Source organism: Brachyspira catarrhinii (assembly GCF_005518285.1).
In the GTDB taxonomy this organism is placed as follows: Bacteria; Spirochaetota; Brachyspiria; order Brachyspirales; family Brachyspiraceae; genus Brachyspira; species Brachyspira catarrhinii.
Map to the genome: position 1 here is coordinate 1 of NZ_SJDU01000830.1, position 372 is coordinate 372.

Annotated in this window: 1 protein-coding gene; it reads right to left on the minus strand. The window is 32.8% G+C overall.

Annotated features, from left to right (window positions below; translation table 11 throughout):
• Positions 1–13: 13 nt before the first annotated feature.
• On the minus strand, positions 14–372 hold a 359-nt coding region (locus EZH24_RS14585; RefSeq protein ID WP_161976211.1), incomplete at its 5' end, for a hypothetical protein.

A 372-nucleotide genomic window follows, 5' to 3' on the forward strand; every position in this document is an offset into this window, starting at 1 on the left:
AATTTGCAATTTATTATTGAACTTTACTTATATCTATCTCTACAGTTCCATAATCGCTTTTAACTGTGCCAGATGTAGCGCTTGTAAATATAACACTTGAGTTTGACATTCCTACATTAGTTCCGTCTATTGTATATTCCGTTTGTTCGGAATTCCAATCAGCCTCTGGTATTGGATATTGCTTTGAATTATAAGTAAGGTTTCCATCATTGTCGATAACAAGAGCTGCATCCATTCCAGTCCAACCGCCTGCAATATCAGAAACTTTAAATGTTGGTATAGCGGTGACTTTATTACAAGAAATAAAAGCTACCGTTAAAACTGATAAAATGATAAGAAATAATTTTTTAGAATTCATTGAATTCCTCCTAT